The following is a 20,075-nucleotide window of genomic DNA, read 5'->3' as shown; positions in this document are numbered from 1 at the left end:
GGGATCGGTGTGCTCCTCGCCCGCATATCCGGTGGTCAGGTGTGGTGCCGGGGCGCCGGGGGTGGAGCGTGCGCGGCGGGTTCAGGGCATCAGGTGGTAGTCGGGGAAGTTGCCCGGTGCGCGCTCGCCCCGGGGGCCCTGGGTTACGGCCTTGACCAGCAGTTCGCCGCCCACGAAGGCGCCTCGCCAGGAGTTGCCGAAGCCGCCGAAGAGCTCGTCCTTGTCCCCGCGTGAGCGGGGTTTGCCCTGGCCGGTCTTGAACGCGCGGATCTGGGGCGCCAGCCGTTCGTAGGTGGCCGGATCGTCGGTGGAGAGGCTGGCGACCAGCGCGCCGTTGGACGCGTTCATCGCGGCCAGCAGCTCGGCCTCCGTGTCGACCAGGACGATGGTGTCGACCGGCCCGAACGGTTCGGAGTGGTGCAGCGGGGAGGACGCGGGCGGGCGGAGCAGGGTGACGGGCGGCACGTAGGCGCTCGTGTCCTGTCCGGGCAGGAAGCGCCCCCGCGCGAGATCTCCCCGGTGCAGGGGCACGGCGCCCCGGTCGATCGCCTCCGCCACCTGATCGCCCAGTTCCTTGGCCTTGGCCGCGTTGATGAGCGGGCCGAAGTCCAGTTCCGGCAGCTGATCGTCCGGGTGCTCGACCGCCAGGGGGTGGCCGAGGCGTACGGAGCGTACGGCGGGCAGGTACGCCGCGAGGAAGTCCGCGAACAGCGAGCGCTGGACGACGAAGCGCGGGTACGCCGTACAGCGTTGCTTTCCGTAGTCGAACAACTTCGGAATGACGGAGGTAAGGGCCGGCCAGTCGCTGAAGTTCCAGATCCCCCAGGTATTGAGGCCTTCCTGCTCCAGGATGTGGCGCTTGCCGAGGTCGGCGACGGCAGTGGCGATGCGCGCTCCGGTGTCCCTGCCGCCGACGAAGGAGACACAGCCGATCTCGGGCGCGCCGACGAGGGCTTCGGAGAGGTCCCGGCCGCCACCGCTGAGCAGCGTGATCGGAAGGCCCTCGCGGGCGGCGAGCGCCGCTGCCAGGGTCAGGCAGGCGACGCCGCCGTCGGTGGGGGTTTTGGCGATCACCGCGTTGCCGGCCAGCGCCTGTACGAGCATGGCGTGGACCAGGACGGACATCGGGTAGTTCCAGCTGGCGATGTTGGAGACGGGACCCGGCAGCGGGGTACGGCCCGCCAGCATCGGTTCCACTCCGTCGGCGTACCACCGCACCCCGTCGATGGCACGGTCGACGTCCGCCCGGGCGAGCTTCCACGGTTTGCCGATCTCCCAGACGAGGAGGAGCGCGAGCAGGTCGCGGTGTTCGGCGAGGGCGTCGAGTGTGGCGGTGACGCGCGCCCTGCGCTCGGCCAGTGGCGCGTGCCGCCAGGCGCGGTGCTGGTCGAGGCTCGCGTGCACCGCCTGCTGGGCAGTGGCGGCGTCGAGGCGCGGCGGGCCCACGATGAAGCCGCCGTCGACGGGGCTGGTGGCGGGCAGCGTGCGCCCGCCCGGCTGCCAGGACGACGCCCAGAGATTGCGTACGTGGTCCTCCGCGAAGGACTCCGGCGCCACCGCGAGGCATCGCTGCCACGCGTCGGACCAGGACGTGCCCGCTTTGAGTGTGAGAGAGGGTGCCATGAAAGGTCTCCGCTCGGAGGGGCGGCGGCACGGCCCGTCTCCGTCTCGCGGGGCCCGCGCGTCCCACTGCGCCCTTTTTCTCAGCGTACGCCTGGAATGTTCGTGCGTCGTGGGCGGACAACGCGCACGGCGGCGGCCCTCCGAGCGGCTTCGGGTGAAGTCGCGCGGAGGGCCGCCGCCACGGGATCAGCGCTTGGCGCGCAGCGAGTGCAGGTGGTCCGCCGACTTGCGGGCGAACGCCACGGAGTCGACGGGCTGGTCGTGCTCGACCTGCCAGTGGTGGTTGGGGCGGCCGCCGCGGGTCTTGTTCACGGCGGAGATGAACGTCTTGTAGTCGATCTCGCCGTCGCCGACGTCCGTCATGTCGTAGCCGTCGCGGGCGGCCGCGTCGTGTGTGCCGTCCTTGACGTGGAAAAGGGGGTAACGGTCGGGGTTCTTGAGTACGTAGTCCAGCGGCTCGAACGGGCGGGGCTTGCCCTCGACGGTCTTGCTGAAGCGGAACTGGCCGGTGTAGGCCCAGTAGATGTCCATCTCCAGGTAGACCAGGTGCGGGTCGGTCTCGGCGAGCAGGACGTCGTAGAGACGGACGTCCGGCTGGTCGGAGGCGAAGGCGAACTCCTCGCCGTGGTTGTGCTGGTAGAACTTCATGCCGCGCTTCTTGGCCGCCGCGCCATAGGTGTTGAAGTCCTGGGCCGCCCGCTTCCAGGCGTCCACGGTGTCGCCGTAACGGAACGGACCCGAGGCGGTTCCGATGTGTTCGAGGCCGAGCGTCTGGGCGTCGTCGAGGACCTTTTCCAGGTTCTGCGCGAAGCTGTACGCGTCGGGGTTGTTGTCGTCGTAGTAATTGACGTGGCTGCCGATGCCGTTCAGCCCGTGGTCCTCGGCGAGCCTGCGCAGCTCGGGCACGGTGATGTCGCCGGTGCCCTGCGTGTAGCCGGCGTACTCGACCTCGTCGTAGCCGAAGCGCTCCAGCTCGTCGAAGACGGGGGCGAAGCCGAGTTCGGCGACCTTGTCGCGCAGCGAGTAGAGCTGGATGCCGAGGCGTCCCGGGGTCAGGACGGGCTGGGTTCCGCCGTGGCCGTGACCGTGGTCAGGTCCGTGGCCGTTGCCGTGCCCGTGGCCGTGCCCGTGGCCGTTGGCCGCGGCGGGAACGGCCGAGAGACCGAGCAGGGCGGCGGCGCCGGTACCGGCGGCTACGCCGAGCATGCCTCGTCTGCTGAGCTTCTGCGCGAGTTCGGGGTCGGCGGACTTCTTGCGGCTCATAAGAGAACTCCCTTTGTCAGTACCAACGCCTGGACGTCCCGGACGTCCCGGATCAGTGCAGTCCTGCAAGCCGGAGGAGCAGGGATTTCACATCAGTGGCCTCGACGCGCCCACTGACGGCTTCGGGGGTGGAGCACAGGATGAGCGGGCCTTCGTCGTCGCTCGCGGGGAGGCGGCCGTGGCTGCCGCGGATCGGAGAGGGGTCGAGCGGGACCACCGCGAGCCGGTAGCGCATACCGAGCTTCTTACGGGCGATCGCCGCGGCCGCCTTGACGCGTACGTACGGGTCGAGGGGGTCCATGAACAGCTCGACGGGGTCGTAGCCGGGCTTGCGGTGGATCTCCACCAGCTGCGCGAAGTCCGGCGCGCGGTCGTCGTCCAGCCAGTAGTAGTACGTGAACCACGCGTCGGGTTCCGCGATGGCGACCAGCTCGCCGGAGCGCGGGTGGTCGAGGCCGTGGCTCTTCTTGCCCTCGTCGTCCAGGATCACGTCGATGCCCGCGAGGTCCTTCAGGGCTTCACGGGTGGCGTCGAGGTCTTCCGGGCGGCGCACGTAGATGTGCGCGAGCTGGTGGTCCGAGACGGCGAAGGCGCGCGACGCCATCGGGTCCAGGTACTCCATGCCGTCCTGGGTGTGGACCTCCAGCAGGCCGGCCCTGCGCAGCGCGCGGTTGATGTCGACCGGACGGGAGACGCGGGTGATGCCGTATTCGGACAGCGCCACGACGGTACGGCCTTCGGCGCGCGCGTCGTCCAGCAACGGGGCTACGGCGGCGTCGAGTTCGGCGGCGGCTCGGTGTGAGCGCGGGTCGTCGGGACCGTAGCGCTGGAGGTCGTAGTCCAGGTGCGGGAGGTAGCAGAGCGCCAGGTCGGGTGTGCGGGTGCGGATGATGTGGCGGGTGGCGTCGATGATCCACTGCGAGGAGACAAGGTCGGCGCCGGGGCCCCAGAAGTGGAAGAGCGGGAACGTGCCGAGTTTGTCGGTGAGTTCGTCGTGCAGGGCCGGCGGCCGGGTGTAGCAGTCGGGCTCCTTGCGGCCGTCGGCGTAGTAGACCGGGCGGGGCGTGACGGTGAAGTCGGTGTCCGCGCCCATCGCGTACCACCAGCAGATGTTGGCGACGGTGTAGCCGGGGTGGGAACGCCTGGCGGCGTCCCAGAGCTTGTCGCCGGCGACCAGGCCGTTGTTCTGGCGCCAGAGCAGTACGTCGCCCAGCTCGCGGAAGTACCAGCCGTTGCCCACGATGCCGTGCTCGGCGGGGAGCGTGCCGGTCAGGAAGGTGGACTGCGCGCTGCAGGTGACGGCGGGCAGCACGGTGGAGAGCGGGGCGTGCGAGCCTTCGCCTGCCAGTCTCTTCAAGTGGGGCATGTGGTCGAGGAGTTGGGGGGTGAGGCCCACGACGTCCAGGACGAGCAGGGGGGTGGGGCTCTCTGTCATGGCAGTTCCTTCAGGCCGAGGTCGACCAACAGGTCGCGTGCCAGGGTCAGTTCTGCGGCTATCCCGTCGGCGAGCTGGCCGCGCGAGCGGGGGCGCAGCTGGGCCGGGAGCGCCTGCCAGGTGTAGGTCTCGACCTCCAGATGGCGGGTGAGCGGCTCCGCCCGGCCCACCAGCCTGGCGAGTGCGTCCTGGAGTACCGGCAGTGTGGAGGCGAGCGGTGGTGCGGGCGGGGCGTGCAGGGGGACATGGAAGTGCGAGCGCCAGGGGGCGCTGTCGGGGAGCGCGCCGCCCGTGAGCGCTTCGTCCAGGTCGTCCGTGCCGAGCAGCCCGGTGGCGGTACGGGTGCGGGTCTGGTGCAGGAAGCGGGGCTCCGCGAAAGCGCCGAGGGCTTCGCGTACTTCGGGGAGGTGCGGGTGTTCGGCGTGCAGCGCCGCGGAGAGCTGCGCCTTGGGGATGGGGACGCCGGCGGTCTCCAGCGCGCCGAGTGCGGTGGCCGGGTCCTCGAAGGAGGTGGCGAGGTGGCAGGTGTCGACGCAGATGCCGATCCGGTCGCTCGCGATGCGGGTGAGCGGGGCGATCGCGTCGGCGGTGGTTTCGACGGTGCAGCCCGGTTCCGGCTCCAGGGCGATCCTGATGCGTTTGCCGGTCAGCTCCTCCAGCCCGTCGAGGCGCTCGGCGAGTGTGGTGAGCGCCGCGTGGGCGGCATCGGCGGCGGCGCTGTCGTACGGGGTGCGCCAGGCGAGCGGCAGCGTGGAGATGGAGCCTTCGGTGACGTCGTCGGGCAGCAGTACGGCGAGCAGTCTGGCGAGGTCCGTGGTGTGGGTCAGCCGCTCCGGGTCGGCCCAGTCGGGCTTGTACACGCGGTACTTGACCTCTTCGGCGCCGAAGCCCTCGTACGGGAAGCCGTTGAGGGTGACGACTTCGAGGCCGCGCCTGTCGAGTTCGCCGCGCAGTCCCCGCAGTTGCGCGGGGTCGTTGATCAGGACCTGGGCCGCGCCCTTGGCGAGCCAGAGGCCGATGCCGAGCCGGTCCCGGCCGAGTCGTTTGCGTACCGGCTCGCAGTGGTCGCGCAGTTGGGCGAGGACGCCTTCGAGGTTTTCCGCGGGATGCACATTGGTGCAGTACGAGAGGTGGACGGTGGAGCCGTCGGGGTGGCGGAAGCGCATCGGATCACTCCCCGCCGCGGAGAATGGAGTTGCCCTCGTGCAGGGCTTCCGGCGCGGGGACGTCCAGTTGGAGTCTGCCGCTGATTCCGTAGAAGGCGACGGGGTTGCGCCACAGGACCTGGTCGACGTCGTCCTCGGTGAAGCCGCCGGCCAGCATGGCGTCGGCGACCTTGCGGGTCTTGAGCGGGTCGCTCTTGCCCCAGTCGGCGGCCGAGTTGACGAGTACCTTCTCCGTGCCGTGGGACTTGAGGACGGCGACCATGCGGTCCTCGTCCATCTTGGTGTCCGGGTAGATGGAGAAGCCCAGCCAGCATCCGCTCTCGGCAGCGTCCTTGACAGTGGTCTCGTTGAGATGGTCGAGCAGGACGTGTTCGGGGGCGAGCGCCGACTCGCGTACGACGTCTATGGTGCGGCGCAGTCCTGCGAGCTTGTCCCGGTGGGGGGTGTGGACGAGCGCGGGCAGGCCGTGTTCTGCGGCCAGCTGGAGCTGGGCGGCGAGGGCGGCGTCCTCGGCCGGTGTCATGGAGTCGTAGCCCAGCTCGCCGACGGCGACGACACCGTCCTTGACGAGGTAGCGGGCCAGTTCGCCGATGACGGGCGTACAGCGCGGGTCGTTCGCCTCTTTGGGGTTGAGGCCGAGCGTGCAGTGGTGGGCGATGCCGTACTGGGCCGCTCTGAAGGGCTCCCAGCCGAGGAGCGCGTCGAAGTAGTCGAAGAAGCTCTCGGGCGAGGTCCGGGGCTGGCCGAGCCAGAAGGAGGGTTCGACCAGGGCGCGGACGCCGGAGGCGTACATCGCCTGGTAGTCGTCCGTGGTGCGGGAGGTCATGTGGATGTGGGGGTCGAAGATGCGCATCAGGACTCCTCGCCGGTCAGATTCAGTACGCGGTACAGGTCGGCGGGTACGTCGCGGCCCGCGGCGGTCCGTTCGGCGGCGAAGTCGCCGAGCATCCGGGCCAGTTCGGCGTCGCCGCGGGCCCGCTCCGGCAGGCTGTCGACGGCGTCGGCCGGCACACCGGTGAAGAGGCACTTGAGGATGGCGTGGCGCCAGGCGTGCGGGTCGAGGTGTGCGGCGGCGTACGGGCCCACGGCCGCGGCGACGAGCCGGGTGTCGTTGGCCCGCAGGGCGTCCTCGGTCAGCGGCAGCGCCTCGGGCCCCGGGACCAGCGCGGGCAGGGCGAGCAGGACCGCGCGGCGTTCGGCCGCCGCACCCCGCTGGTAGATCCGGGTGAGGGTGGCGAGTCCCGCGTCCGCCTGCCGGAGCAGCAGGACGCGCGCGGCGTCGGCGTATTCCTGACCGACGTGCCGGCCAGCGGCGGCGAACCTCAACTCCCAGGCCGGTACGGCAACGTTGTCGTCCTGTCGCGCGGCCCGGTCCGCCTCCGCGAGTGCTCCGTCGAGCCAGGTTCTGGCATCCGGGTCGAGCCGGGGGGACAGCTCCTCGCGGGTGGCGGTCATGCCGGTGCTCCCTTCGTACGGAGGAAGTCGATGGAGGTACGGGCCAGTTCGGAACCGGCGTGGGAGTGGCGGGGCAGCTCGACCACGGTCAGGCCCTGGTAGCCGGTGGCCTCCAGGGCCGCGAGTACGGGCGGGAAGTCGATCTCGCCTTCTCCGAAGGGCAGATGCTCATGGACGCCCCGCCGCATGTCCTCGATCTGGACGTGCCTCAGCCAGGGTCCCGCCTCCCGCACGCAGTCGGCGGGCGGCGCGGGTTCCAGACACTGGCAGTGCCCGATGTCGAGGGTGAGGCCGAGCGGGGCGGGGTCGCCGAGGCGCTGCCTGAGCTGGTGGAAGCCGGCGAGGTCCGAGACGAGGTGGCCGGGTTCCGGCTCGACCGCGAGCGGTACTCCGGCCCCCTGCGCCGCGTCGAGGACCGGGGCCATCGCCTCTTCGAGGCGCTTCCAGGCGGTGTCCGTGTCGGTGCCGGCCGGGGTGATGCCGCTGAAGCAGTGCACGGCGTGGGCTCCCAGGTCCGCCGCGACCTGAACGGCCGTGAGCAGCAGGCCCACCCGCGCGGCGCGGCCGTCGGGGTCCGGATCGAGGAGGGAGGGCCCGTGCTTGCGGCGCGGGTCGAGTACGTAGCGTGCGCCGGTCTCGATGGTGACGCCGAGGCCCAGTTCGCCGAGCCTGCGGCCGACCTTCCGCGTGCGGGCGGCCAGTTCGGGGGCCAGGGGGTCGAGGTGCATGTGGTCGAGGGTCAGTCCGACACCGTCGTATCCGAGGTCGGCGAGCAGCCCGAGGGCGTCGTCGAGGCGGTGGTCGGTGAGCCCGTTGGTGCCGTATCCGAGGCGCAGGCTCATGTGACGCTCACTTTCCGTGCGAAGACGCGGGCCAGCGGGACGAGTCCCACGACACCGAGCGCGCTCCCGGGGGCCCCGCCACGGGCGGCGAGCGCGGCCTGAAGCGGGATCATGGCCCGGATTCCGCCGCCGACGGCGCGTTGGGTGAGGGCGGGCGAGGGGTTGAGCACGGCGTGCAGCAGGGGCCGGCCGGCGGTGGCGGCGTAGACGGTGGCCAGCGTGGCGGTGAGGGCGGCGGCCACCGGGAAGGCGCCACCGGGGAAGCCGCTGACGGGGAGCGCGCCGGGTCGGCCCGGCGCGCTCCGTGCCGTGTGCCGGGGGACGGCGGCGCCGGCCCGTGCGCCCGCGAGCTTCGCCCACTCCCCTGGTCCGCTGCCCGCGCCCGGTGGTGAGTGACCCGTACCGGGTGCGCGCGGCACCGCGGTTTCGGAGCTGGTGCCGTGCGACGGTCCGGTCGCGCGACGGCGGCCCACCAGCGCGCCGAACAGCGCGGTGGCCGCGAGCGCGGCGAGTGGCGCCGCCGTCGAACCGCCCTGCGTCTCGTGGCGCGAGACGGTGGTGACGGCGACGGTGTGCGCGCCGAGCAGTGCGGCGGAGGGCAGAGCGGCACGGGCTCCGGCCCACGGGCTCGCGGCCCGCGGGCTCGCGCCGGTTGCCAGGGGCATGACAGCAATGGACCGCCCCTTGTCCAGGGAGAGCCGTCGGCCCGCCGCGGCGCCGAGACCGGCGTCCGGCGTACGGGCCGCGCCCACCGAGGACGTGGTCGTGGACGTGGCCGTCGCGCCGAGCAGCAGGTCGAGTGAGCGCGCCGCGCCCATCGCCACCGGCCCCGCCGCGGTGTGTTTCAGCCGCAGGTCGTACGCCCAGACCGTGGCCGCCAGGGCCGTGGAGACCAGCAGGGAAGGGCGGCCTGCCCTGGCCGCCAGGGCCAGACCCGCCGCCGTCAGGGCGCCCGCAGCCGTCAGGGCCGCCGCCGGTGAGACACGGCCCGAGGGAATCGGGCGGTGCGGGCGGTCGATCGCGTCCTCTTCGCGGTCCGCCCAGTCGTTGAGCGCCATGCCCGCCTCGTACAGGCAGAGCGAGGCGCCGACGGCCAGCGCGGTCCCGCGGTTGGGCCGTATGCCCCGGGCCGCGGCGCCGGCCAGCGCGTCGCCCGGGATCGTGAACAGCGCGGACACGCGCAGCAGTTCGGCCCAGGCACGCAGCCTCACCGGGTCTCCTTCAAGCGGTCGGCGAAGGCGAGGAGCACCTCGAACTGTTCGGCCAGCGCCGCCGGTCCGCCGTCCGGATCCTTGAAGTAGAAGCCCAGTTCGGGCAGCGGCCCGCTCAGCCCGGCCTCGTGAGCGCGGGACACCAGCCTGGCCAGGTCGAGCACCAGCGGCGCGGCGAGCGCCGAGTCGCAGCCCTGCCAGATCGTCTGGAGGATCATGCGGGAACCGAGGAAGCCGTCGAAGGCGATGTGGTCCCAGGCCGTCTTCCAGTCGCCGAGCGCGGGCACGTCGTCGATGTGCACCTCGCCCTCGGGGGCCGCGCCGAGGGTGTCGGCGAGTACGCGTTCCTTGCCCGCGTTCTTGGCCGCCGCGGCCGCCGGGTCGGCCAGCGCCGCCCCGTCCCCGCCGCCCAGCAGGTTGGTACCCGACCAGGCCCGGACGTTCAGGGCTCGCTGGACGAACATCGGGGCGAGTACGGAACGGAGCAGCGTCTGACCCGTCTTGCCGTCGCGGCCCGCGTGGGGAAGTCCGCTGCCGGAGACGGCGTCCGCGAGGGCGGCGGTGCGCAGCCCGGTCGACGGGGTGAAGTTGACGTAGGGGCAGCCGGCCCGGACCGCGGCCGCCGCGTACAGCGAACTGGCGGGCAGGCGTGGGTCGTCGGGCGCGGGCTCGGCTTCCGTGGAGGAGACGTTGACGACGACCGCGCGGGCGACGCCGGTGTGTCGCACGAAGTCCGTGATGTCGGCGGCGAAGGAGGCGATCAGTTCCTCGTCGCTGCGGGCGTCACCGGACTGCGGTCCGCCGGGCCTGATCTCCCCGTCGGCAGCGCTGAGTTCGGCATGGATCGCCGAGGGGAGGCCGTGCGGGAGCACTCCGGCGGCGGTCAGCTCCTCGGCACGCTTCGGCAGGGGGCAGCTCGCCGTGTCGTGGCCGCCGAAGACGAGCGAGGAGAGGGCGGGGAGGCCCGCGTCGGCGAAGGGCGCGGTCTCCGTGACCATGCCGGTCGGCGGGTGGAGCCCGGCGGTGACCGCCGCGCATCCCGCGACGGCCGTGGTGGCGACGGAGCCGCGTGCTCCGACGAACCAGACTCCGGTACGCGCTGCGTTCGATTCAGGGGTGTTCGTCGTCACGGGGTGCCTCCCTGCCGGTCATCTGTCCCGGTCGTGTGGTGCCGGTGCTGTGGTGCCGGTGCTGTGTTGGTGGGCGGCGGGCGGGGGGTACGGCGCCTCCCCGTCCGCCGCCCGGCTGGCGGCCGCCCGTCCCGGAGTGCGGGCGGGCGGTTTCTTCAACTGGATGGCGAGTGACCTCGGGCCGCCTTCCCGGCGGCGCCCGTCAGGAGTGCGGCGAAAGAGCTGAATCCCGGTTGTTCTCCGTGCACGGCGGTCCTCCAGAGGATGGGCGTCCCGCAACCGGCCCCCGGAGAGCGACCGTTTCGCCGACGCTCACCTTCACACCGGAACAGGTCCATGTCCTGTACACATCAGTGGACGGTAGCCGGGTTCGTCCGGCACGGAAAGACCTTGCGCACTAGATAAGTTGGACTTCTTCCCGACTCAGGACAAAGCGGTGTCCGGGCAGGACTGACCGCCCGGCGGCGCTTCTCCACCGCCGCCGGGCTGAGTCCGCTTTTCCCTGCTGGTGCTTGCCCGTCGCCTACTTGTCGCCGCCGCCGAAGGCGGCGTCGAAGGATGCCGTCGGCGCGTCGAAGTCGAAGCGCTTCAGGTCGCGCAGGGCCTCGGGAGCCCCCGCCAGCCGGTCCATCCCCGCGTCCTCCCACTCGACCGAGACGGGTCCCTCGTAGCCGATGGACCGCAGCATCCGGAAGACGTCCTCCCACGGCACGTCACCGTGGCCGGCGGAGACGAAGTCCCAGCCACGCCGCGGGTCGCCCCAGGGCAGGTGCGAACCGAGCCGCCCGTTGCGGCCGTCGAGGCGCTTGCGGGCCTCCTTGCAGTCGACGTGGTAGATCCGGTCCCGGAAGTCGTACAGGAAGTTGACCGGGTCCAGGTCCTGCCAGACGAAGTGGCTCGGGTCGAAGTTCAGCCCGAACGCGGGCCGGTGGTCGACCGCTTCCAGCGCCTGCTTGGTGGTCCAGTAGTCGTACGCGATCTCGCTCGGGTGCACCTCGTGCGCGAAACGGACCCCCTCGGCGTCGAAGACGTCCAGGATCGGGTTCCAGCGCTCCGCGAAGTCCTCGTAGCCCCGATCGATCATGCCGGGCGGCACCGGCGGGAACATCGCGACCAGGTGCCAGATCGAGGATCCGGTGAAGCCGATCACCGTGTCGACGCCGAACGCGGCGGCGGCCCTAGCGGTGTCCTTGATCTCGGCGGCGGCGCGCTGCCTGATCCCCTCGGCCTCCCCGTCGCCCCAGATGCGGGCGGGCAGGATGGCCTGGTGGCGCTCGTCGATGATGCTGTCACAAACGGCTTGGCCGACCAGGTGGTTGGAGATCGCCCAGCACTTCAGCCCGTATTTGTCGAGCAGTTGGTGACGGCTGTCCAGGTAGCCCGGGTCCGCGAGAGCCTTGTCGACCTCGAAGTGGTCTCCCCAGGTGGCCAGTTCGAGGCCGTCGTAACCGAAGTCACGGGCGTGCTTGCAGACTTCTTCGAGCGGCAGATCGGCCCACTGGCCGGTGAACAGGGTGAACGGACGTGACATGGCGACTCCTAGCCTTCGGTTCCTGACAGTCCGGACGTTCCGGACGGCGGCGGTACGGACGTGTAGACGGCACTCTTGGCCGCACTGTCCTCCACCGCGGCGAGCACCCGCTGCACCTGGAGCCCGTCGGCGAACGACGGCGCCGGGTCGGTCCCCGCGGCGAGCGCCTCGACCAGGTCGCGGGCCTGGTGGACGAAGGTGTGCTCGTAGCCGAGCGCGTGGCCCGGCGGCCACCACGCCTCCAGGTAGGGATGCTCCGCCTCTGTGACCAGGATCCGGCGGAAACCGGACAGCGGCGCGGGCTCCGTGTGGTCGTGGAACTGGAGCTCGTTGAGCCGTTCCAGGTCGAAGGAGAGCGACCCGCGCTCGCCGTTGATCTCCAGGGTCAGCGCGTTCTTGCGCCCCGCGGCCATCCGGGTGGCCTCGAAGGACGCCAGCGCGCCGGAGGAGAGCCGCCCGGTGAACAGCGCCGCGTCGTCCACGGTCACCGGCCCCAGCCGGGTGCCGCCCGTGGCCGAGAGGCCCGCCGAAGCGCCGTCCAGCACCGGCCGTTCCTTCACGAACGTCTCCGACAGCGCGGAGACCCCGACGACGGACTCGCCGGTCACGAACTGCGCGAGGTCCACGATGTGCGCGCCGAGGTCGCCGAGTGCCCCCGATCCCGCGTGCTCACGCTTGAGCCGCCAGGTGAGCGGGAACTCCGGGTCCACCAGCCAGTCCTGGAGGTAGGTGACCCGTACGTGCCGCAGACGGCCGATCCGGCCTTCCTCGATCAGCTGCCTGGCGAACGCGACGGCAGGCACGCGGCGGTAGTTGAAGCCGACCATGGCCAGCTGTCCGCGCGACCTGGCCTCGGCCGCCGCCCTGACCATGGCCTCGGCCTCGGCGACCGAGTTGGCCAGCGGCTTCTCGCACAGGACGTGCTTGCCCGCCTCGAGCGCCGCGATGGCGATCTCCGCGTGGCTGTCCCCCGGCGTGCAGATGTCGACCACCTGCACGTCGTCGCGGGCGATCAGAGCCCGCCAGTCGGTCTCGGCGGCGGCCCAGCCGTGTTTGTCCGCCGCGGCGCGCACGGCGTCCTCGTCACGTCCGCAGATCGCGGCGAGCACGGGCCGCATCGGCAGGTCGAAGACGCGTCCCGCGGTACGCCAGCCCTGCGAGTGGGCCGCGCCCATGAACGCGTATCCGACCATGCCGATACCGAGTGACGGCGGCGCACCGGCCTCTTTCTCCGACGCTTCCCTGGGGGTCATACGGAGTTACTCCTCGTCTTTCGCGCGGTGGGGGGCTGACGCGGGGATCTGTCAGCTGAAGCCCTGCGGCAGGTACTTGTCGATGTTCGTCTTGTCGACCACGGCCGAGAAGACCGTGATCTGGGTGGGGATCTCCGTCTCGGAGATCCCGCCGATGCCCTTGGACTGAGCCAGGGCGCGGGCCAGGTCGATGGCGGAGGCGGCCATGGTCGGCGGGTAGAGCACGGTCGCCTGGAGGACGCTGTTGCCCGCCTTGATCGCGTCCATCGCCGCCTTGGAGCCGGCGCCGCCGACCATCAGGAAGCCGTCTCGTCCGGCCTGGTCGATGGCACGCAGCGCGCCCACGCCCTGGTCGTCGTCGTGGTTCCAGATGGCGTCGAACTTGGGCTGGGCCTGGAGCAGTTGGGCCATCTTGGCCTGGCCGGACTCCACGGTGAAGTCGGCGGACTGACGGGCCACCTTCTTGATGTTGGGGAAGTTCTTCAGTGCGTCGTCGAAGCCCTTGCTGCGCTGCTGGGTCAGTTCGAGGGCATCGATGCCGGCCAGCTCGATGACCTTGGCATTCGGCTTGTCCTTCAGTTTCTCGCCGATGTAGTTGCCCGCGTTGAGACCCATCCCGTAATTGTCTCCGCCGATCCAGCAGCGGTAGGCCTGGGGGGTATCGAAGATCCGGTCCAGGTTGATCACGGGGATCCCGGCCCGCATCGCCTTGAGGCCGGCCTGCGTGAGCGCCTTGCCGTCGCCGGGCAGCACGACGAGCACGTCGACCTTCTTGTTGATCAGCGTGTCGACCTGGCCGATCTGCGCCGCGGTGTCGTTGGAGCCCTCGGTGGCCTCCAGCGTCACGTCGGAGTACGACGCGGCGCGCGACTTGGCCTGCTCGTTGATCGCGTTGAGCCAGCCGTGGTCGGCCTGCGGGCCCGCGAAGCCGATGGTGACGTGCTTGCCGGGCTTGTCGGCGGCGGCCGGACGGCTCGCGGCCGCGGTCTCCTTCTTGGCCGGCTCGTTGCTGGTGCAGGCGGTGAGGAAGGCGCCCGCCGAGACGGCGGCGGTGCCGAAGAGCAGTCCTCTGCGACTGGTTTCTGGCATGACGGATCAAACCCTTCACGGTAGGGCGGTACGGGTGACGTGCGGGTGCGGGTGGTGCGAGACGCGGGTGGCGCGGGGTCAGGCCTCGCCGCCTCGCCCGGTTCTGCGCTGGACCAGTACGGCGGCGACGATGATGGCGCCCTTGGCGATCTGCTGGACGTCGCTCTGGAGGTTGTTGAGCGCGAAGATGTTGGTGATCGTGGTGAAGATCAGGACGCCCAGTACGGAGCCGACGATGGTGCCGCGGCCGCCGCTGAGGAGCGTGCCGCCGATGATCGCCGCGGCGATCGCGTCCAGCTCGTACAGGTTCCCGTTGGTGTTCTGGCCCGACCCCGCGAGGACGATCAGCAGGAAGGCCGCGATACCGCAGCAGAGCCCGGAGAGCAGGTACAGGTAGAGCCGCTGCCTGCGGACGTCGATGCCGGCGAGCCGGGTGGCCTCCGGGTTGCCGCCGACCGCGACCGTACGGCGGCCGAACGTCGTCCGGTTGAGGACCAGCCAGCCGACGATCGTGACCGCCGCGAAGACCAGGACGAGCGGCGGTATCCCGAGGATGTACGAGTCCCGCACACCGAGGTCGAGTACCGACTGCACGGTGACGATCTGCGTCTTGCCGCCGGTGAGTTGGAGGGCGAGACCGCGGGCGGAGGCGAGCATCGCGAGCGTCGCGATGAACGGCACCATCCCGCCGTACGCGATCAGGAGGCCGTTCACGAGTCCGCATCCGAGGCCCACGAGCACGGCCGTGAAGAGGATGCCGAAGAAGCCGAACTCCTGCGTGGCCACTGTCGTCGCCCACACCGAGGCCAGCGCCACGATCGCACCGACCGACAGGTCGATGCCACCGCTGGTGATGACGAAGGTGACGCCGACGGTGACCACACCGATCACCGAGGCCTGCGTCAGGACGAGTTGCAGGTTGTTGACATCCAGGAACTGATCGGGCTTGGTGATGCCACCGACGATGATCAGCGCGACGAGCACACCGAGCAGCGAGAGGTTACGGACGTCGAGCCGCAGTCCGAGGGCCGGCCGGCCCCCCTTTCCCGCGGGGGGTTTGGCTCTGTCGGCCGCGGGCGTGAGCGGTTCAGGTGCGGCCGCCGCGTCGGGCCCGCCCTGCTGCGCCTGGGAGGCAGGCTGGTTCATGGCGTCGGACTCCCTTCCATCACAAGGTCGAGTACACGGTGCTCGTCCAGCTCCTCGGCCGGCGCCCGGTGGACGACACGGCCCTCACGGAGCACCAGCACCCGGTCGGCGAGGCCCAGGACTTCGGGGACCTCGCTGGAGACGAGAAGTACGGCAAGGCCGTCGTCGGCCAGCCGGCGGATCACGGCGTACAGCTCGGCCCGGGCGCCGACGTCGACGCCGCGGGTGGGTTCGTCGAGCAGCAGCACCCGGCAGCCGCGCAGCAGCCAGCGGGCGAGGACCGCTTTCTGCTGATTGCCGCCGGAGAGTGTGCGGATGCGGGCATCCGGATTGTCGGGGCGCAGGGAGAGTTCTCTGGTGGCGGCTTGGGCCGCCGTGCGCTCCGCCGAGTGGTTGAGCCAGCCGCCGCGCGAGAAGCGCGACAGGGTCGACACCGACACATTGCGGGTGACGGACTCGAGCATCAGCAGGCCCTGGGCCTTGCGCTCCTCGGGCGCGAGCCCGAGTCCCGCGCGGACCGCCGCACGTACGCTGCCGGGCCTGAGCGGAGCGCCGTCGACGAGGACGCGTCCCGCGCTCGCCTTGCGCGCGCCGTAGATCGTCTCCAGGATCTCGGAGCGTCCCGAGCCGACGAGCCCCGCGAGGCCGACGATCTCGCCGGGCCGCAGTTCGAGGTCGACGGGGGCGAACTCGCCTTCCCTGGCGAGCCCTTCGACCCGCAGCACGGGTTCGCCGGACGGCGTGCCGGTGGCCCTGGAACGCTCGGGGAAGACGTACTCGACATGGCGTCCGGTCATCAGCGCGACGACCTCGCTGGTCGGGGTCTCCTTCGCGGGGAGACCGACGGCCACGGTGCGTCCGTCCTTGATGACGGTGACGCGGTCGCCGATGCGCCGGATCTCCTCAAGACGGTGGGAGATGTAGACGACGGCCACACCGTCGGCGGTGAGCGTGGCGACGACGCGGAAGAGGTTGTCGACCTCGTCGGGGTCGAGCGCCGCTGACGGCTCGTCCATCACGATCAGGCGTACGTCGTGGGAGAGCGCCCTGGCCATCGACACGATCTGCTGCTGGGCGGCGGAGAGCGAGCCCACGGGCCGGTGTGCCTGGATCTCCGGGTGACCGAGCCGGGCGAGCAGCGCGGTCGCTCGCGCCCTCGCCTCGCGGCCCTTGACGACGAAGCCCGCAGCCGTCAGCTCATGGCCGAGGAAGATGTTCTCGGCCACCGACAGGCCTTCCACCAGGTCGAGTTCCTGGTAGATGGTCGCGATGCCGAGCCGCATCGCGGCGATGGGCGACTTGAGCGTGACTTCTTCGCCCCGCCAGGTGATCACACCGCCGTCGGGCTGGTGCGCGCCGGCGAGCACCTTGATGAGGGTGGACTTGCCGGCGCCGTTCTGGCCGAGCAGGCAGTGGACTTCCCCCGCCTGGACCGACAGATCCACGCCGTCGAGGGCACGGACGCCGGGGAACAGCTTGGTGATGCCCGACATGGTGAGCAGAGCGTTTTCCGGTGGTGCGGATGCCATGGCGTATCCCCTCGGCGGATGCGGCCGTAGAGCGGGCAGGGCGACAACAGGTGCGGTGCGGCTGTCGTGCGTGTGCGGTGGTGCGGCTCGTGCGGTCGTGCGGCTCGTGCGGCTCGTGCGGTGGGTCGGGGTACGGCTCGGTGTGACGGGTTACGGCTCGGTGTGACGGTGCTGCTCGGTGGAACAGTGGTCGTGCGCCACCGGTGTCAGGCCGGTGAGAACAGATGGTCGCTGATGAGCCTGGCCGCACCGGTGACCCCGGCGTTCGGCCCCAACTCGCCCAGGACGATGGGGAGATTGCCGGTGGCCAGCGGCAGGGACTGCCGGTAGACCTGGGTCCGGACGCTGGAGAGCAGTGTGTGGCCGAGTCCGGTCACACCACCGCCGATCACCACCAGCCCCGGGTTGAAGAAGCTCACCAGGCCGGCGATGACCTGGCCGACGCGGTTCCCGCCCTCGCGGATGAGATCGAGCGCCGTGGCATCGCCCGCGGCCGCGGCCGCGGCGACGTCTACCGCGGTGAGCGTTCTCCCCGTCCCGATCAGGGCCGCCAGCTCGGGTGAACGCCCGGTGCGCGCCGCCTCCTCGGCATCGCGCGCGAGCGCGGCGCCGCTGAAGTGGGCTTCCAGACATCCCTTGTTGCCACAGGCGCAGGCGCGTCCGTCCGGCTCGACCTGGATGTGGCCGATGTCGCCCGCGCTGCCCGTCGTCCCCCGGTAGACCTCACCGCCGACGACGATGCCGCAGCCGATGCCGGTGCCGATCTTGACGCAGAGGAAGTCGCCGACGAAGCGGGCGACGCCGGCGTGCTGCTCCCCCATCGCCATCAGGTTCACGTCGTTGTCGACCATGACGGGACAGCCGAGTTCCTGGCTGAGCACTTCCCGGACGGGATAGCCGTCCCAGCCCGGCATGATCGGCGGCGCGACCGGCACACCTTCGGGGAAGCGGACGGGCCCCGGCACGCCGATCCCGGCTCCGTCGAACTCGTCGACGAGACCGGAGACTTTGAGCTTGCTCGCCATCGCGAGGACCTGCTCGAAGACGGCGACCGGGCCCTCACGTACGTCCATGGGGTGGTTGAGATGCCCCAGGACCTCCAACTCCGCGTTGGTCACGGCGACATCGATGGAGGTGGCCCCGATGTCCACGCCGAGGAAACGCAGCGCGGGAGCGAGCCGGATGTTGTGCGACCGCCGCCCGCCGCGCGAGGCGGCGAGCCCGTCGGCGACCACCAGCCCGGTCTCCAGCAGCCGGTCGACCTCGACGGCGAGCTTGGAACGCGAGAGGTCGACCTGATCACCCAGCTGAGCACGGGAGTTGGGGCCTCCGTCGCGCAACAGCCTGAGCAGTCGCGCCTGGTGCGCGTTCGCCGGTCGTGCGGTCATACGTCTCACGCGCCCCTCCCCGCCTGTCGGCCGTAATTCCGTCGGGCTTTGGAGGGGAACGTAGCAGCGCTTGCCCGTAGTGGGAAGAAGTTGAGCAGGAATCCGCGGTAACTTTCTCCACACCGAGGACAAAGGTGAACGCTGCGTCAGTTGGGCGCGCCGTGAAGGTAGGTGGTCCTGGTGTGCTCGGTGTGGCCGCGCATCAGCTCGGACGCGCGCGCCTCGTCCCGTTGCACGATCGCGGCGAGCACCGCGCGGTGCTCGGCCCAGGACTCCCGGCCGCGTCGCACGGCGACCGTCGCGTAGTACCAGCGGGCCCGGCGGTCCACCTGGGCGGCCAGCCCGGCCAGCACGGGGTTGCCGGCCAGCTCCACGATCTTGGCGTGGAAGGCCGCGTTCGCGGCGACCGCCGCGTCCGCGTCGCCGTCCGCCACCGACCGCTCGCCTCCGGCGCACAGCGCCTCCAGCTCGGCGATCCCGGTCCCGGAATCGGTCCCGGCGGAGCCGGCCGCCGCAAGCCTTGCCGCCTCGGCCTCCAACAGGATACGAACGGAAAGTAGTTGGTCGGCCTCGCCCTGGGTCGGCCGATGGACGAACGCACCCTGGGCCGGGCGCAGATCGACCCATCCCTCGGTGTTCAGACGCTGAAGCGCCTCACGTACCGGCTGGCGTGACACTCCCAGATGACCGGCCAGTTCGCTTTCGACCAGGTGCTGTCCGGGGAGCAGCGCGCGGGTCGCGATCAGGTCGAGCAGCGCCTCGTAGACCCGCTCGCGCAGGGGCCCCGGTCGTTCCAGCCTGGGCACGGTTCCCTGCGGCAGCCCGGCTGACAACATCCTGTTTCCTTCTTCTCCCGGCGAGGCGGCGCCCCTGATGCCTTGACGGAATCAAGGCCTCGGCGACCGCCCGCAGTCTACGGGCGCAACGATCACGGACAGATCACGGCGCTTCCCGGCCGTCGCGGCAGCTCCCGGCCGCCGCCGCGCTTTCCGGCCGATCACGGGCAGCGGATCACCTGGCCGGCGTACGAGAGGTTCCCGCCGAAGCCGAAGAGCAGCGCCGACGCCCCCGAGACGACCTCTCCGCGCGCCACCAGCTTGGACAGCGCCATCGGGATCGACGCGGCCGACGTATTGCCTGAATCCACGACGTCGCGCGCGATCACGGCGTTGACCGCGCCGATCTTCTGCGCGAGGGGTTCGATGATCCGCAGGTTCGCCTGGTGCAGGACGACCGCGTCCAGTTCCCCGGGCGTGATCCCCGCCCGCGCGCAGACCTGGCGCGCGATCGGAGGCAGTTGGGTGGTCGCCCACCGGTAGACGGCCTGCCCCTCCTGCGCGAACCGGGGCGGGGTGCCCTCGATCCGTACGGCGTGCCCCATCTCCGGCACCGAGCCCCAGACCACCGGTCCGATCCCCGGCTCCTCGCCGGGCCGCGACGCCTCGACGACAGCGGCGCCCGCGCCGTCCCCGACGAGGACGCAGGTCGACCGGTCGGTCCAGTCCGCGACCGCGGCCATTTTGTCGGCGCCGACGACCAGGACCCGGGACGCCCCGCCCGCCCGTACCGCGTGGTCGGCCGTCGCCAGGGCGTGGGTGAACCCCGCGCAGACGACATTGAGGTCCATGACGGCGGGCGAGTCCATCCCGAGCCGGGCCGCGACCCGGGCGGCTGTGTTGGGCGAGCGGTCGATGGCGGTGGACGTGGCGACCAGCACCAGATCGATGTCCGCGGGCGCCAGGCCGGCGGAGGCGAGCGCCTTGGCGCCGGCGTGCGCGGCCAGCTCGTCCACCGGTTCGTCGGGACCCGCGACATGCCGGGTCCTGATCCCGACCCGGCTGCGGATCCACTCGTCGCTGGTGTCGACCATGCTCGCCAGATCGTCGTTGGTGAGCACCCTGGCAGGCTGATAGTGCCCGAGCGCGGCGATACGAGTACCGGCCATGCCAGGACCCCCTTCTGCTGTCGACGTGAGGAGCCCCTCAGTCTCGTCAGCGACTCACCAGTACGAAGA

Annotated in this window: 17 protein-coding genes; all 17 read right to left on the bottom strand. The window is 71.1% G+C overall.

Features of this window, described 5'->3' with window-relative positions; translation table 11 throughout:
• Nucleotides 1–81: 81 nt before the first annotated feature.
• The 17 genes from ACIP6N_RS03035 to ACIP6N_RS02955 all read right to left on the bottom strand — a co-directional run bounded on the left by ACIP6N_RS03035 (nt 82) and on the right by ACIP6N_RS02955 (nt 20,006).
• On the bottom strand, nt 82–1,623 hold the full coding sequence (locus ACIP6N_RS03035; RefSeq protein WP_401812354.1) for an aldehyde dehydrogenase family protein: 1,542 nt from the start codon (nt 1,621–1,623) through the stop codon (nt 82–84).
• A 186-nt stretch (nt 1,624–1,809) separates the two neighbouring features.
• On the bottom strand, nt 1,810–2,886 hold the full coding sequence (locus ACIP6N_RS03030; protein WP_401812353.1) for a sugar phosphate isomerase/epimerase family protein: 1,077 nt from the start codon (nt 2,884–2,886) through the stop codon (nt 1,810–1,812).
• Between the two features lie 52 nt (nt 2,887–2,938).
• Nucleotides 2,939–4,321, bottom strand: a complete 1,383-nt coding sequence (locus ACIP6N_RS03025) for a nucleotide pyrophosphatase/phosphodiesterase family protein (RefSeq protein WP_401812352.1) — start codon at nt 4,319–4,321, stop codon at nt 2,939–2,941.
• The gene (eboE, locus tag ACIP6N_RS03020) at nt 4,318–5,487 is read right to left on the bottom strand and encodes a metabolite traffic protein EboE (protein WP_401812351.1); all 1,170 of its coding nucleotides are present in this window, start codon (nt 5,485–5,487) and stop codon (nt 4,318–4,320) included. Before eboE ends, ACIP6N_RS03025 begins: the two co-directional genes overlap by 4 nt.
• A 4-nt stretch (nt 5,488–5,491) precedes the next feature.
• Nucleotides 5,492–6,340 (bottom strand): TatD family hydrolase, encoded by an 849-nt coding sequence (locus ACIP6N_RS03015; RefSeq protein WP_401812349.1) that lies wholly within the window; start codon nt 6,338–6,340, stop codon nt 5,492–5,494.
• Complete coding sequence (locus tag ACIP6N_RS03010) at nt 6,340–6,942, bottom strand: EboA domain-containing protein (protein WP_401812347.1); 603 nt, start codon at nt 6,940–6,942, stop codon at nt 6,340–6,342. Before ACIP6N_RS03010 ends, ACIP6N_RS03015 begins: the two co-directional genes overlap by 1 nt.
• The gene (locus ACIP6N_RS03005) at nt 6,939–7,784 is read right to left on the bottom strand and encodes a sugar phosphate isomerase/epimerase family protein (protein WP_401812345.1); all 846 of its coding nucleotides are present in this window, start codon (nt 7,782–7,784) and stop codon (nt 6,939–6,941) included. The genes ACIP6N_RS03010 and ACIP6N_RS03005 overlap by 4 nt, the downstream gene beginning before the upstream one ends.
• On the bottom strand, nt 7,781–8,989 hold the full coding sequence (locus ACIP6N_RS03000) for an SCO3242 family prenyltransferase (protein WP_401812634.1): 1,209 nt from the start codon (nt 8,987–8,989) through the stop codon (nt 7,781–7,783). The genes ACIP6N_RS03005 and ACIP6N_RS03000 overlap by 4 nt, the downstream gene beginning before the upstream one ends.
• 2 nt (nt 8,990–8,991) lie before the next feature.
• Nucleotides 8,992–10,125 (bottom strand): inositol-3-phosphate synthase, encoded by a 1,134-nt coding sequence (locus tag ACIP6N_RS02995; RefSeq protein ID WP_401812343.1) that lies wholly within the window; start codon nt 10,123–10,125, stop codon nt 8,992–8,994.
• Between the two features lie 523 nt (nt 10,126–10,648).
• Nucleotides 10,649–11,656, bottom strand: a complete 1,008-nt coding sequence (locus ACIP6N_RS02990; protein ID WP_401812341.1) for a sugar phosphate isomerase/epimerase family protein — start codon at nt 11,654–11,656, stop codon at nt 10,649–10,651.
• 8 nt (nt 11,657–11,664) lie between these two features.
• On the bottom strand, nt 11,665–12,909 hold the full coding sequence (locus ACIP6N_RS02985; RefSeq protein ID WP_401812340.1) for a Gfo/Idh/MocA family protein: 1,245 nt from the start codon (nt 12,907–12,909) through the stop codon (nt 11,665–11,667).
• 51 nt (nt 12,910–12,960) lie between these two features.
• The gene (locus tag ACIP6N_RS02980) at nt 12,961–13,998 is read right to left on the bottom strand and encodes a substrate-binding domain-containing protein (RefSeq protein WP_401812339.1); all 1,038 of its coding nucleotides are present in this window, start codon (nt 13,996–13,998) and stop codon (nt 12,961–12,963) included.
• Nucleotides 13,999–14,076: 78 nt separating this feature from the next.
• Nucleotides 14,077–15,144, bottom strand: coding sequence for an ABC transporter permease (locus ACIP6N_RS02975; RefSeq protein WP_401812337.1), 1,068 nt, complete (start codon nt 15,142–15,144; stop codon nt 14,077–14,079).
• Nucleotides 15,141–16,673 carry a sugar ABC transporter ATP-binding protein gene (locus tag ACIP6N_RS02970; RefSeq protein ID WP_401812335.1) on the bottom strand — a complete coding sequence of 511 codons (1,533 nt, stop codon included), beginning with the start codon at nt 16,671–16,673 and terminating at the stop codon, nt 15,141–15,143. The genes ACIP6N_RS02975 and ACIP6N_RS02970 overlap by 4 nt, the downstream gene beginning before the upstream one ends.
• A 206-nt stretch (nt 16,674–16,879) precedes the next feature.
• A complete protein-coding gene (locus tag ACIP6N_RS02965; protein ID WP_401812333.1) occupies nt 16,880–18,061 on the bottom strand; it encodes an ROK family protein in 1,182 nt (393 codons plus the stop codon).
• A gap of 146 nt (nt 18,062–18,207) precedes the next feature.
• Nucleotides 18,208–18,897: a GntR family transcriptional regulator gene (locus ACIP6N_RS02960; RefSeq protein ID WP_401812331.1), complete on the bottom strand. Its 690-nt coding sequence runs from the start codon at nt 18,895–18,897 to the stop codon at nt 18,208–18,210.
• Nucleotides 18,898–19,058: 161 nt separating this feature from the next.
• The gene (locus tag ACIP6N_RS02955; RefSeq protein WP_401812329.1) at nt 19,059–20,006 is read right to left on the bottom strand and encodes a beta-ketoacyl-ACP synthase III; all 948 of its coding nucleotides are present in this window, start codon (nt 20,004–20,006) and stop codon (nt 19,059–19,061) included.
• Nucleotides 20,007–20,075 lie beyond the last annotated feature (69 nt).

It is taken from the genome of Streptomyces sp. NPDC088725 (assembly GCF_044751305.1).
Classification (GTDB): Bacteria; Actinomycetota; Actinomycetes; order Streptomycetales; family Streptomycetaceae; genus Streptomyces.
The sequence above is the reverse complement of the archived record's forward strand: the minus strand, read 5'-3'. Positions and strand labels throughout refer to the sequence as shown.